Raw genomic sequence first — 12,439 nt, 5'->3', positions numbered from 1 at the left:
TATGATTAGAGACTTCAACATTCATATCTTTCAATTTCGCGATTATATCCTTACTTGAAACATTGTATTTTTTTGCGTATTCATATACACGTGTCTTACTCATTCTTTCACCCCCGCTAGTATTAATCGAGCAGTGTCATCAATTTCGCGGCAAAACCATCGTCCAGTACAGCCACAACTACACGCGTATCTTTTCCAATTGCAGAACCGAGGTCGAACCGGTTGTCTACAGTCTTGCATGGGACACGATAGGAATTGCACTTATCAGTGATTTTTTTAGCCGTATTGGCAGATGCATCCGCGGATAATAGGACCAGCTTTGCTTTTCCGTTCCTAATTTCCTTTAGGGAAAGCTCTTCTCCCGAAATGACTTTTCTTGCCCGATTTGCCAAGCCAAGCAATGACATCCATTGATTCGATTTCATCAGGATTGCCGTTTCTCCTTTTCCATGAGCTCAAGGAGCTCGTCATATATCGCAGGATCTATGTCAGTTTGCAAATGGTTTGATAGTACGTTCTTCTTCTTTGCCAACAGGACGGCTTCACGATCCAGAGTAAGGTACGCGCCACGGCCTGACTTCTTACCCGTCAAATCGATTGAAACCTCTCCTTCTTTAGAGCGAACGATGCGAACAAGTTCTTTTTTGGGCCTCATTTCCCCTGTTGCGACACATTTGCGCATCGGAACCTTTTTCATTTTGTTCACGCCATTTCCCTCCGCTCTTTAATCCGTTTCTTCCTCAAAGTCATAATCGTCTTCCTCGTAAAACTCTTCCTCTTCGTCAAAGAGCCTGATTGTTTCCTCACGTGGGAAGATGCCCAATTCACGAGCTTCGGTTTCTGCCTTAATATCAATCTTCCACCCGGTAAGTTTTGCTGCTAGGCGGGCGTTCTGGCCTCTTTTGCCGATGGCCAGGGATAATTGATAGTCTGGAACAATCACCGTTGTCGCTTTATCGGCCTCATTGACAATGACATCCAGGACTTTGGACGGGCTCAGCGCGTTTGCAACGAACACCACTGGGTCATCCGACCATTTAACAATGTCGATTTTTTCTCCCTTCAGCTCATTCACAACTGCCTGTACGCGTGTTCCTTTAGGGCCCACGCATGAGCCGACAGGATCTACTTCCGGGTTTTCGGAATGGACGGAGATTTTCGACCTGTCACCTGCTTCGCGCGCGACAGACTTAATTTCAACGGTCCCATCATAAATTTCTGGAACTTCGATTTCAAATAGCCTTTTTAGAAGGCCGGGATGGGTTCTTGAAACAAATATCTGCGGCCCCTTTGTTGTTTTCTCGACTTTTGTAAGAAAAACTTTAATCCTGTCGTGTGGCTTGTAATGTTCATTTGGCATCTGCTCATTGACTGGAAGCAGCGCCTCAATTTTTCCAAGGCTGACATAAATGAATTTGGAATCGATCCGCTGGACAATCCCGGTCATGATGTCTTCTTCGCGATCGATGAACTCCGAATAGATGATTCCGCGTTCAGCTTCACGGACACGCTGGGTTACTACCTGTTTTGCGGTCTGGGCGGCGATCCTGCCAAAGTCCTTTGGAGTGACTTCCATTTCAACGATATCTTCGACCTGGTAGTTCGGGTTGATTTTCCTTGCCTCGTCGATTGAAATTTCCAAACGCGGATCAAAAACTTCGTCAACAACTTCCTTCCTGGCGAACACGCGCATTAGCCCGTTCTCCATGTTAATATCGATCCTTACATTTTGCGCCTGGTTGAAGTTGCGGCGATATGCCGAAACAAGGGCCGCTTCAATCGCTTCTATTAATACATCCCTGGAAATTCCCTTGTCTCTTTCCAGAATAGTTAGAGCATCCAAAAGTTCGCTGCTCATGAGTCCTTATCCCCCTTTAGCCTTTTTTAATGACATGGCAAACCGTTGGGCGGGATGCCTACACTTTAGGCCATCCGCCCAACCTGTTGCTTTATGGCTGTCCAATCAGCCGAACGTTACCGCCAGCCTAGCGCTCGCCACTTTCTCAAATGGAATTTCAACTGTTTTTTTGCGTGTTTTCACTTTGATTTCAAGTTTGACCGTTTGTCCGTCATATTCGAGAAGAGTGCCCTCAAACGACTTTTCTCCGTCGATTGGCTCATAGGTTTTGATAAAAACATTTTTGCCGATCGAATTGATGAAATCCTTTTCCTTTTTCAGCGGCCTTTCCGCACCGGGGGAGGATACCTCCAGGAAGTAATTGTGCGGAATCGGATCGAGTTCATCAAGCTTTTCGCTTAACCGTTCGCTTACCGTGCCGCATTCCTCGATATCGACGCCATTTTCCTTATCAATGTAAAGCCGTAAAAACCAATCCCGGCCTTCTTTAACGTATTCGACATCGACCAGTTCAAGGCCCAGATCATTTACAATCGGAGTGGCCAATTCTTCCACCACTTCAGTTACCTTGCTCATCGCTAACCTCCTTTACAGCTTCTCGCCCATATTGTGCGCTTTTTGCGGTGACAATTATCATTTACCCGGCAAAATGCCTTAGACAACAACGAAAGAGTGGGTTTCCCCACTCTTCCGGACATTTTGCTTAGTATTTCCAATAAGACTATACCATACACATTGCCGTATTGCAAATTAACGGCCTTATGTCCGCTTTTAGAAGAGCGACAATTGGTTTTGTTCAGGGAGGGCATCCAGGCACCCTTGTTTCTCAAGGTATTCGAGGATTGTTTTCGAAACCTTTCCTCGCTGCTGAAGGTCTTCCTTCGACAGGAATTCCCCGTCTTCCCTTGCTCTTACGATGTTTACCGCCGCGTTTGTCCCAAGGCCGGGAATAGAGTTGAATGGCGGTATAAGAGTATTGCCTTCAATAATGAATTCAGCCGCGGCTGATTTGTACAAATCTATTTTCTGGAAAGAGAAACCGCGTTCGCACATTTCAAGCGCAAGCTCCAGCACTGTCAGGAGGTTCTTTTCCTTCGGCGAGGCGTCTAGGCCCTTTAAGTTGATTTCTTCAATCTTCGCCCTGATTGCTTCCGAGCCCCGCGCCATCGCTTCTATGTCAAAATCCTCCGCCCTTACCGTGAAGTATGCAGCGTAATAAAGGAGCGGCAGGTGGACTTTGAAGTAAGCGATTCTTACAGCCATCAGTACGTAAGCTGCCGCGTGGGCCTTCGGGAACATGTACTTAATCTTTTTGCATGAATCGATGTACCATTCTGGCACCTCGTTCTTCCTCATTTCCGCTTCCATTTCATCCGTCAGGCCCTTGCCTTTACGGACCGACTCCATGATTTTGAAAGCGAAGGCGGGATCAAGCCCCTGGTAAATCAAGTAAACCATGATATCGTCACGGCATCCGATTACTTCGCTAAGGGTGCAGATTTTGTTATGGATCAATTCCTGCGCATTTCCTAGCCATACATCCGTGCCGTGTGACAGGCCGGAAATTTGGACAAGTTCGGAGAATGTCGTCGGCTTGGTGTCCTCAAGCATCTGGCGGACGAACCTCGTTCCGAATTCCGGAATGCCGAGTGTGCCTGTTTTGCACATTATCTGCTCTTCCGTAACGCCAAGCGATTCTGTTCCGCTAAAAATCTTCATGACTTCGGGGTCGTCCGTCGGAATCGTTTTTGGGTCAATCCCGCTTAAGTCCTGGAGCATCCGGATGACGGTCGGATCATCGTGCCCTAGAATATCAAGCTTTAGCAGGTTGTCATGGATGGAATGGAAGTCAAAGTGGGTTGTCTTCCATTCCGAAGTGGCCGAATCGGCTGGGAATTGAATTGGTGAAAAATCGTATATGTCCATGTAATCAGGTACAACGATAATCCCGCCAGGATGCTGCCCTGTCGTCCGTTTAACCCCGGTGCAACCAGAAGCGAGCCTGTCGATTTCCGCGCCTCTCAGGTGAAGATTGTTTTCCTGCTGATACGCTTTAACGTATCCAAACGCAGTTTTGTCCGCGACCGTTCCGATTGTACCCGCACGGTAAACATTGTCTTCCCCGAACAGTACTTTTGTATAGTTGTGTGCCCTTGGCTGGTATTCTCCTGAAAAGTTCAAATCGATATCGGGAACCTTGTCGCCTTTAAAGCCAAGGAACGTTTCGAACGGGATGTCATGTCCATCCTTACGGTATTTCGCCCCGCATTGCGGGCAGTTTTTATCAGGAAGGTCGAAGCCTGAACCGACCGAACCATCATTGAAAAATTCGGAATGCTTGCATTTCGGGCAAACATAATGCGGCGGCAGCGGATTGACCTCTGTAATCTCGGTCATTGTCGCGACGAATGATGAGCCGACCGACCCCCGCGATCCAACGAGGTAGCCATCATCGAGAGATTTTTTAACCAGCTTGTGCGAAATGAGGTAAATGACCGCGAATCCGTGGCCAATGATACTCTTCAACTCTTTTTCAAGCCTGGCTTCAACAATTTCCGGTAGAGGGTCACCATAAATTCTTCGGGCCATCGCATAGCTCATTTCCCTCATCTCATCATCGGCGCCTTCAATTTTAGGGGTGTATAGGTCATCCTTAATTGGTTTGATTGTGTCAATCATATCCACGATTTCATTCGGATTTTGGACAACGATTTTCTTTGCCTTTTCAAGGCCAAGGAAGCTGAATTCCCTCAGCATCTCGTCGGTGGTCCTAAAATGGACATCCGGAAGCTTGTGGCGGTTCAGCGGATTGGCGCCACCCTGTGAGTTTATCAGGATTTTGCGGTAGATTTTGTCGTTTTCATTCAAGTAATGGACATTCCCGGTAGCGGCGACAGGGATGCCAAGTTTTTCGCCAACCTTCACAATATTGCCGATGATTTCCTCAAGCGCCTTTTCGTTTCTGACAAGCTCCATTTCAATCAAATGCGCGTAAACGGGTTTCGGCATCACTTCAAGGTAGTCGTAAAATCCCGCCAGCTCTTCCGCTTCTTCCGGCGACTTTTGCATCATGGTTTCAAAAACTTCTCCGCGGTCACAGCCAGAGCCGACCAAAATCCCTTCCCGGTATTTTTGGAGGACCGATCTTGGAATTCTTGGAACTCTATAAAAATAGTTGATATGCGAGATCGAAATGAGCTTGAACAGATTTTTCAAGCCAGTTTCATTTTGCGCGAGCAGTGTGCAGTGATAAGGGCGGGCCCTCTGAAAAGCATTCCCTTTCCCCATGTTTTCATTGAACTGGTCGTGGTATTCGATACCTTTTTCAAGCGAATCCTTAAGCATTTTCATAAGCAGATAGCCTGTCGCTTCAGCATCGTAAATAGCCCGGTGGTGCTGGGTCAGTTCAATATCGAATTTCTTGGCCAATGTATTCAGCCGGTGGTTTTTCATTTCGGGATATAGGAATCTTGCAAGTTCAAGTGTGTCGATAACTGGGTTTTTTGCCTTTTCGTAACCCAATTTTTTATATCCCGCATTAATGAAGCCCATGTCAAAGGAGGCATTATGGGCGACAAAGATATCATCACCCGACCATTCCTTGAACCGTTCGAGCACCTCGCCGACTTCAGGAGCGTTTTGCACCATATCATCGGTGATTCCTGTGAGGTTGATTGTTGTCGCCGATAGGCGGTGATGCGGATTGGCAAACGACTCGAACCGGTCAATGATTTCACCGTCTCTTATTTTAACAGCCGCAAGTTCGATGATTGTGTCGTAGAATGCCGATAATCCTGTCGTTTCAACGTCAAAGACAACATAGGTTGCCTCCGTAAGGGGACGGTGCGCATCATTATAGGCAATCGGGACGCCGTCATCAACCAGGTTTGCTTCAATCCCATACAGGATTTTAATATCGTTTTTCTTCCCCGCGGAAAATGCTTCTGGGAACGATTGGGCAACCGCATGGTCTGTAATCGCGATAGCCTTGTGGCCCCATTTCTTCGCCTGTGCGACCAATGCTCCGACCGGAGTGACCGCGTCCATCTGGCTCATTGGGGTATGAAGATGCAACTCTACCCTTTTTTCACCTTCAGGAGCGGCGTCTTTCCTGCTCACTGGCTTAATTTCATTAATATCGTTGCCAATCATGACAAGATCCCGGACGAACGTGTCGTTTTGGATGCTCCCTCGGACCCTGGCCCACATTCCTTTTTTCACCCGCTGGAAGAGTGCTGCGTCTTCCTTGTCGCGTGAAAACATCTTCACCATGATCGAGCTCGTATAATCGGTTATTTTAAATGTCAGCAAAGTCCTTCCGCTTCTCAAGTCCCTTGTTTCCGCGTCAAAAATGTAGCCTTCTACCGCGATTCTCCGCTCTTCATCGACAATATCGATAAGCTTTCTGAACTCGGCATCGTCCTTGATCGTCAGGCCAATAACAAGCGGACCCTCATCCGCCTGGGAACCATTCTGGTCTTTCTCGGATTCACGCTTCTGCAATTCCGCGACCGCGAGCAGAGCCCGTTCCTGGTCTTCTTTTAACTTGGCCTCCATGAACTGCCGGTACTCCTCGTTCTTTTCTTCGGAAATCATTTCCGTATCAATGGAGAGTAAGGGGAATCCATAGGTTTGGTAGATGGAAGAAATGATCGAACCATATTTACTCTTGATGGCTCCCCCTTCTGCACTATTCCTGACAGAAAGGATAAGCCTTGACCCGTGGACTTTGGGGATTTGTTCATGCATGAGCTTTAGGAGCGGTGGTGCGATGCCGTCAATTTCCTGGATGCATTTTTGCCAGTAGCCATGAATGAGCTCCTCTGAAAAAGACTGATCGGCAACCTTTAATTCAAATGTAACCCCTTTTGCCAATTCCGAAAATTTCTGTTTCAGCCTTGCTTCGAGCATGCTGTATACATTGCAGGGAAGAATTTTTTCAAGTGATAGCAGAAAATGCATTGTTCTCGACTTTCTGCCAATTTGCACCTTCTCTATCATTCCTTTTTGAAAAAATGGAACAAGGGCGTCATCTGTCATTTCCAGCTGTTGAAGCAATAGCAGCAGCCGTTCCATCCTGTCATCCAAATGGGTATTCATTAAACACTCTCCCCATCTCTGTCATTCTATTATCAAAAATTAATTATACCACAGAAGCCGCCGACATTCGGGGTGAAACTACAAAAAATATGCCCGCGGCCAAGCCAAAATCGATAACTGTATTGGCCCAAAGTTTCAGCCCAAGCCCGAAAAAAGGCCGGGTGCCATCCTATCGGCACCCGGCTCGTATTAGCTTACCAACATAGAGTTAATCATTTCTTCCAGCTTATCTGTTTGGACCTCGAAGACCTCGCCAGTTTTCCTGGACTTGACCTCCACAATCCCTTCAGCAGCCTTTTTGCCTACCGTAATCCGGACAGGGAGGCCAATCAAATCGGAGTCCGCAAACTTGACTCCCGCGCGTTCCTGCCTGTCATCATATAAGACTTCGAATTTTTTCCCAAGTGATTCGTAGAGTGCTTCGGACAGGCTGGACTGGGCTTCATCTTTCGTTTTGACCGCAATAAGATGAACCTGGTACGGCGCGACAGCTTCCGGCCAGATAAGCCCTTTCTCATCATTGAATTGCTCCGCAATCGCCGACAATGTCCTGGATACGCCAATTCCGTAGCAGCCCATAATCATTGGCTGGGATTTGCCAGTCTCATCAAGGTAAAAGGCCTCCATCGCTTCGCTGTATCGTGTGCCAAGCTTGAACACATGTCCGACCTCAATGCCTTTCGCAAACTGGATGGTCCCTTGTCCATCCGGCGAAGGATCCCCTTCCTTAATGAAACGCACATCCGCATACCGGCTCGCTTCAAAGTCCCGCCCAGGGTTCACGTTCACATAGTGGTAATCCTCTTCGTTTGCCCCGCAGACTCCATTGACAATCGACTCGACCGCAAAGTCTGCCACAATCTCAACATCCTTTACCCCGATTGGGCCGACTGAACCAACTTCACAGCCAAGGATGCTCTTCGTTTCCGATGCTTCAGCAAGCTCAACCGTCGAAGCTTCAAACAGATTTTTCAGTTTAATATCATTGACTTCATGGTCTCCCCTGACCAAAACTAGGACCGGCCGGCCGTCAATCTTGAATAAAAGCGACTTGATGCACTGTGTTTCATCTACTTGAAGGTAACTGGATACCTCAGCAATCGTTTTTTTGTTCTCGGTTCTAACTTTTTCCAGTCCGCGAGGCGCCTCTTGACTTTTCACATATGAAGCCGCTACCGGAGCCATTTCAATGTTGGCTGCATAGGAAGAAGTGTCTGAGTAGGCGATTGTATCCTCGCCGATATCGGAAAGAACCATGAATTCATGTGTATCTTTCCCGCCCATTGCCCCGGAATCCGCGATGACGGCGCGGTAGTTCAAACCGCAGCGGGCAAAGATGTTCGAATACGCAGTAAAAATTCGCTCATATACTTCATCAAGGCTTTCCTTCGATGAATGGAAGGAATAGGCGTCCTTCATAATAAACTCCCTTCCGCGCAAAAGGCCGAAACGAGGGCGCTTTTCATCGCGGAATTTCGTCTGGATTTGATAGAGCGTCAATGGGAGCCTCTTGTACGACTTCACTTCGTCACGGACAAGGCTTGTAATGACTTCCTCATGGGTTGGTCCTAAAGCGAATTCTCGCTCATGGCGATCCTTCATCCTCATCAGTTCAGGCCCATACGAGTACCACCTGCCAGACTCCTGCCAAAGTTCGGCCAGCTGCAATGCCGGCATGAGCAGCTCAACCGCGCCCGCCTTGTCCATTTCCTCCCTGACAATCGTTTCAATCTTTACCAAAACCCTCTTTGCAAGTGGCAGGTAGCTGTATACCCCACTGGCGTTTTGCCGAATGAAACCGGCCCTCAATAATAGCTGATGGCTCTTAACATCCGCATCAGCCGGAACTTCCCTTAATGTAGGAATCAAGGTCATACTTTGTCTCACTATGTCCGCCTCCAACAATCTGCTTTTTTCCGCCTTCACCCTTGAAGGCATATGTATGCCGGCCAGGATTTCCCGGGCCGGCTTTGATTTTTTTTACAAAAAGAACCTTTGGATGTCATGCCATGTTACGACCAGCATCAACAGCATCAGCAGGGCGAATCCGATAAAGTGGACAAGGCCCTCTTTTTGCCTGTCGACCGGTTTGCCCCTAATCGCTTCGACAGCGAAGAAAAGGAGCCGCCCACCGTCAAGGGCAGGGATTGGAAGCAGGTTCATGATACCAAGGTTTACGCTTAGCATTGCAGTCCATTTCATTAGGACAAAGATCCCTGATTTCACCACCGTATCTGTTGTCGCGTAAATCCCGACCGGCCCGCTTAGCATGTCGATGGCGAATTGGCCCGTCACGAGAAGGCCAAGCATCTCGAAAATTTTCTTGGACCAGTAGACAGTTTCACTAAACCCGTAAGATACAGCCAGCATAGGTGATTTTTCAACAGGGCTGTATACCCCGATAATCCCTATTTTCTCCTTTTCGATTTCCTGGGCTTTCGGTGTAACAGGAATCGCAAGTTCCTTCCCGTCGCGTTCTACAACAAAATCAAGCTCGTTATTTGGATTTTTCCTAATGATTTCTACAACGTCCTTCCAGCTCGATATTTCCGAGCCGCTAATGCTTTGGACAACATCGCCCTCCTTCAGCCCCGCTTCCATTGCGGCGCCGCCATCGGCAAGCTTGCCTAGTCTCGGGTCATCTGAAGGAACCCCTTGGATAAAAGCAAGCGTCAGAAAAATAAGGAAGGCAAGGATGAAGTTCATCATCGGTCCCGCAAAAATTGCCATCGCCCTTTGGCCTAGTGTCTTGGAGGCAAATTGGCGGTTGTACGGCGCAATCTGTGTTTCAACACCGTTTTCAACCGTTACTGCTTCAGGATGTACCGCGAACGTTTGGAGTGTTTCTTCGGCGTCATCAGGATAGCCCTTCAACACCAGTTCCCTTTCCAGGTCAGCCTGCTCGACTTCGATTATCCTGGCGTCCGGGAACTTGTCCTTGTTGTTCAGGATAATCTTGCTTACCTTTCCGTCCTGGCCAACAAGAAGCCCTACCCTGTATCCTGGTTTAATTTCAACAGCTTCGGGGTCATCGCCGGCCATCCTGACATATCCGCCGATTGGCAGAAGGCGAATTGTATACAGCGTTTCTCCCCTTTTATACGTAAACACCTTTGGGCCCATGCCAATGGCAAATTCCCTGCAGAGTATCCCGGCTCTTTTTGCAAAAACAAAGTGTCCCAATTCGTGGAAGAATACGATCGCCCCGAATATGACAATAAACGCTATGACTGTATTCAATAAAAAAACCACCTTTTAAAAGAGTTCCATGTACGTCTGAACTACGGTATTGCCTGGCTTCCCAAATTGCGAACCCTGACACATGAAATCGGAAATCAATTACTTCCTTCTATCAAGGAGCGAATGAATTAATTTCCTTGCATCCCTGTCGGCTTGAAGGATTTCTTCGAGCCCCGGATTCTCAATCCGTTCATGAGTATGAAGCGCCGTTTCAATCAAATCCTCGATTTCAAGAAAGCGGATGTGCCCTTCCAGGAATGCAGCAACGGCCGCTTCATTTGCGGCGTTCAGGACGGTTGGCATAGAACCGCCTGCTTTCCCCGCTTCGTAAGCGAAACGCAGGCAGCGGAACCGTTCAAAGTCCATCTCCCGGAAATGCAGCTTTCCTATTTCCGCGAGGTTTAGCCGTTTTGCCGAAGAAAGCGGAAGCCTGTCTGGATATGTTAGGGCGTATTGGATAGGAACCCTCATATCCGGACTGCCTAGCTGGGCAATAATACTTGAATCATGGAACTCTACCATCGAATGGATGATGCTCTCCCGATGAAGAAGAACATCAATCTGTTCGTATGGTAAGCTAAACAGCCAATGGGCTTCAATGACTTCAAGCCCTTTATTCATCATCGTTGCAGAATCAATTGTAATCTTAGCCCCCATTGACCAGTTAGGGTGGTTCAGGGCATCCTCTACGGAAACGTCCTTCAGTTCCTCCCTGCTCCGGTCCCTGAAGCTTCCCCCGGATGCCGTAATGATCAGGCGTTCGATGTTTTTTGCTTTTTCTCCTTGCAGCGCTTGAAAGATGGCGGAGTGCTCGCTATCGACCGGAAGAAGGGCTACCCTTTGTTTTTTCGCCGCATCCATTACAAGATGGCCAGCCGTAACGAGTGTTTCCTTGTTTGCTAGTGCGATTGTTTTGCCGCATGCAATTGCTTCGAGCGTTGGTTTCAGCCCTACGCTGCCAACAACGGCGTTGACGACTACATCCGACTTTTCAAAGGTTGCAACACCTGAAAGGCCCTCGCCGCCGTATGAAAAATCAGTTCCCAGAAATTCTGTTTCAAGCTTTAAGGCATCTTCCTTCTCCTGAACGGAAACATACTCCGGTTTGAATTCGGTAATGATTTTTCTAGCGAGCCCGATATTCCGTCCTGCTGAAAATGCGGCCAGCCTGAAGCTTTCAGGATGTTCCCTGATGATGTCAAGAGTTTGGATGCCGATTGAGCCAGTGGCGCCCATCAAACTAATATATTTCATGATTTCCTCTCCTAAAAAAACTGCCCCTGTTACGATGTTGAGCCATTAGCCTTCCTTTATTCAGATTAGCTGGAATAAATGAATTAACGGCCATACGAATAACAAACTGTCGAATCTGTCAAGGATGCCGCCATGCCCCGGAAGGATTTTTCCGGAATCCTTAACATTGTATTTACGTTTGAATGCGGATTCGGCCAGGTCCCCAAGCTGTCCAAAAACAGAAAGGAGCGCCGTTATCACAAGCAATTTCAAAGGTGACGCATCAATGTCACTAAATAACAAGAAGGCCAGTGCGACAAGAAGCGCGCATACTACCCCGCCAATTGCTCCCTCAACCGTCTTGTTCGGACTGATTTCAGGCCACAGTTTCCGTTTTCCAAAAGCGCGTCCGATAAAATACGCGCCCGAATCGGTCGCCCACATAATAAACAGGGAGTAAAAAAGCCAGATTAGGCCGCCTGCTTCCCTGGTTTCCATAAAAAAATAAAAACCCGCCCCAACGTAGACCACCGCCATCACCATAAATGACGAATCGTCAAATGTGAATCGGTTCTTAGTTGCGACTGTATAGGAAAGAAGCAGCAAAACAGCCAGGATGGCGATTTCGTGCTTTTCCATTCCGGTACCGGATAAAAAACCCATATAATCTTTGGGAAGAATCAATAGCCACATTGTCAAAAGCGACACGATCCCTGGAAACGAAACGAGCTTTATATTTTTCATTTTTGCGAGTTCATACAGGCCGACACTGGCAAGAAGATATGCCAGAAGGACAATGGGCAAGCCCCCGACGATTACAATCGGCAAAAAAAGGGCCGCTGCTATGACTGCAGTTATAATTCGTTGCTTCATTTAATCTCAGGCAATCAGCCCTCCAAAAATAGCGCGCTTGGCTGGCGATTTGCCTTTCCTCCTTCTCGATATAAATGGCGAATTGGCGGTGTTGCATCAGTAAAGCATTTAAGTGTGCAATTCACTCTGAGCTTT

The 12,439-nt window shown here is 47.7% G+C and carries 9 protein-coding genes and 1 pseudogene; all 10 read right to left on the bottom strand.

Annotated elements, in window-relative coordinates:
• Nucleotides 1-13: 13 nt before the first annotated feature.
• A pseudogene (locus RB160_RS01980) lies at nt 14-103 on the bottom strand (translation initiation factor IF-2 N-terminal domain-containing protein); the annotation flags it as partial.
• A gap of 19 nt (nt 104-122) precedes the next feature.
• Nucleotides 123-425, bottom strand: a complete 303-nt coding sequence (locus RB160_RS01975) for a YlxQ family RNA-binding protein (RefSeq protein ID WP_316568525.1) — start codon at nt 423-425, stop codon at nt 123-125.
• A complete protein-coding gene (gene rnpM / locus RB160_RS01970) occupies nt 425-706 on the bottom strand; it encodes an RNase P modulator RnpM (protein ID WP_316568524.1) in 282 nt (93 codons plus the stop codon). Before rnpM ends, RB160_RS01975 begins: the two co-directional genes overlap by 1 nt.
• An 18-nt stretch (nt 707-724) precedes the next feature.
• Nucleotides 725-1,858 (bottom strand): transcription termination factor NusA, encoded by a 1,134-nt coding sequence (gene nusA, locus RB160_RS01965; RefSeq protein WP_316568523.1) that lies wholly within the window; start codon nt 1,856-1,858, stop codon nt 725-727.
• Nucleotides 1,859-1,963: 105 nt separating this feature from the next.
• The gene (gene rimP, locus RB160_RS01960) at nt 1,964-2,434 is read right to left on the bottom strand and encodes a ribosome maturation factor RimP (RefSeq protein ID WP_316568522.1); all 471 of its coding nucleotides are present in this window, start codon (nt 2,432-2,434) and stop codon (nt 1,964-1,966) included.
• Between the two features lie 195 nt (nt 2,435-2,629).
• The gene (locus RB160_RS01955; protein WP_316568521.1) at nt 2,630-6,958 is read right to left on the bottom strand and encodes a PolC-type DNA polymerase III; all 4,329 of its coding nucleotides are present in this window, start codon (nt 6,956-6,958) and stop codon (nt 2,630-2,632) included.
• Between the two features lie 189 nt (nt 6,959-7,147).
• The gene (locus RB160_RS01950) at nt 7,148-8,845 is read right to left on the bottom strand and encodes a proline--tRNA ligase (protein ID WP_316568520.1); all 1,698 of its coding nucleotides are present in this window, start codon (nt 8,843-8,845) and stop codon (nt 7,148-7,150) included.
• A 93-nt stretch (nt 8,846-8,938) separates the two neighbouring features.
• A complete protein-coding gene (gene rseP / locus RB160_RS01945; protein WP_316568519.1) occupies nt 8,939-10,198 on the bottom strand; it encodes an RIP metalloprotease RseP in 1,260 nt (419 codons plus the stop codon).
• A gap of 99 nt (nt 10,199-10,297) precedes the next feature.
• Nucleotides 10,298-11,452 (bottom strand): 1-deoxy-D-xylulose-5-phosphate reductoisomerase, encoded by a 1,155-nt coding sequence (dxr, locus tag RB160_RS01940; protein ID WP_316568518.1) that lies wholly within the window; start codon nt 11,450-11,452, stop codon nt 10,298-10,300.
• A 60-nt stretch (nt 11,453-11,512) separates the two neighbouring features.
• Nucleotides 11,513-12,304, bottom strand: coding sequence for a phosphatidate cytidylyltransferase (locus tag RB160_RS01935; protein ID WP_316568517.1), 792 nt, complete (start codon nt 12,302-12,304; stop codon nt 11,513-11,515).
• Nucleotides 12,305-12,439: the final 135 nt, after the last annotated feature.

The sequence above is a fragment of the Neobacillus sp. YIM B06451 genome (genome assembly GCF_032667185.1).
Classification (GTDB): domain Bacteria; phylum Bacillota; class Bacilli; order Bacillales; family Cytobacillaceae; genus Bacillus_D.
The sequence above is the reverse complement of the archived record's forward strand: the minus strand, read 5'-3'. Positions and strand labels throughout refer to the sequence as shown.